This window comes from Variovorax sp. WDL1, from assembly GCF_001541225.1.
Classification (GTDB): domain Bacteria; phylum Pseudomonadota; class Gammaproteobacteria; order Burkholderiales; family Burkholderiaceae_C; genus Variovorax.
The window spans coordinates 1-1,285 of sequence record NZ_LMTS01000184.1 but is presented as its reverse complement, the minus strand read 5'-3'; the positions used below and the strand labels follow the sequence as shown (position 1 = coordinate 1,285).

The following is a 1,285-nucleotide window of genomic DNA, read 5'->3' as shown; positions in this document are numbered from 1 at the left end:
CGCTGTTGGCTTGAAATGCCGAGACCTGGGCGCCGTTCATCGCTTGCCCTCCGCAGTCGTCGCCGGCAGCGGCTCGGCCGCCCGCTCGGCGCGGTAGTCGCCGGCCAGCTCGGAGAGGTCGCGAGGTTGGGCGCGCGATGGCGTCAGGTGGAACTGGATGCCGGCACGAACACGCGCCAGGTCAGCCAGCAGCCGTGGGTAGTCGAAGTGGTAGCGCCCGCCCGGCTGGATGGGGGCATGCGCGGCGCTGTCCGCGACGGTGCGCTCCAGCGCGTCGAGCTGGCGCAGCGCGGCGACCAGTTCCTGGCGCTGTGCCGGGGACTCGGCCAAGGCCATCGGGGACTGACCCAGCAGGAGGGCCGTCACGAAAAAAATGGGCACGCCGCGATGCGCGGCGCGCAGCCAGATCGAAGCCACCATCGCGCCATTCCTGTGTGATCAGCAATGGGGTGATCGTGGAGATCAGGGCTGTTTCAGGCCGCAAACAATAGGAACCCGCGCACCACCGGATTGATGGCCTAGAGGTACTTCTTGAAGCTGCCCGCGGTCAGGCTCACGGCCAGCCCCAGCAAGGCAGCGCTGGGCAGCAGAATGACCAGGGGATGTACCGAGATGGGCAGCGCCAGGTAGGTGACCCAGGGCAGCACGGCCAACGGCATCAGGCTCGCCTTCGCGCGGTGGTAGATGAAGCCCGATTCCCGGCCCGCCCCAAACCGCCGCACATCCCGCCGCACTAGGCCATCGACCAGCCCAACGAAGGCGGCCGTGAAGATCAGCGGCAGTGTGAGGATCAGCACCAACAGGCGTACCAGGAAGGTGAGCGTCGTGAAGGCCGCAGCGACCAGGTAACTCTCGGTCCAGACATAGACCTGGCTGATCCAGTAGCGGAAGTTGCGGGTCTGCCCGTGGCTGGGCGCGCGGGCGCGCTCGGCGGTCTGGCTCATGCGCTCCAGCAGCCCCGAGCGCACGAACACCCATTCGTAGCCGGTGTCCACCAGTTCGTGCGCCGTGCGTCCCGGCTCCTGTACAACCACGCTGCGCGTGAAGTGGCTGGACAGGTGCCCGAGTTCGTACTGCAGCATCTGCTGGGAGTGGCGCCAGCCCTGGTCCTTCCAGAACAGGTGCATGCCGACGCACTCCACCACGATCGAGAACAGCAGCGAGCCGATCAGCACCCCGAGCAGCCGAAACGGCAAGGTGATGGTGCCGACGATCAGGCCTTGGCGCTGGTTCTGCTCCCGCTGTGCGGTCGAGGCGGCATCCTTCATGGCACGGCCTCGTTGCC

Annotated in this window: 2 protein-coding genes; both read right to left on the bottom strand. The window is 67.2% G+C overall.

The window, feature by feature from the left end; all coding sequences use genetic code 11:
• Nucleotides 1-36: 36 nt before the first annotated feature.
• On the bottom strand, nucleotides 37-420 hold the full coding sequence (locus APY03_RS25360) for an integrative conjugative element protein, RAQPRD family (protein ID WP_068681294.1): 384 nt from the start codon (nucleotides 418-420) through the stop codon (nucleotides 37-39).
• A gap of 98 nt (nucleotides 421-518) precedes the next feature.
• Nucleotides 519-1,268: a TIGR03747 family integrating conjugative element membrane protein gene (locus APY03_RS25355; protein WP_068681292.1), complete on the bottom strand. Its 750-nt coding sequence runs from the start codon at nucleotides 1,266-1,268 to the stop codon at nucleotides 519-521.
• Between the last annotated feature and the right edge of the window lie 17 nt (nucleotides 1,269-1,285).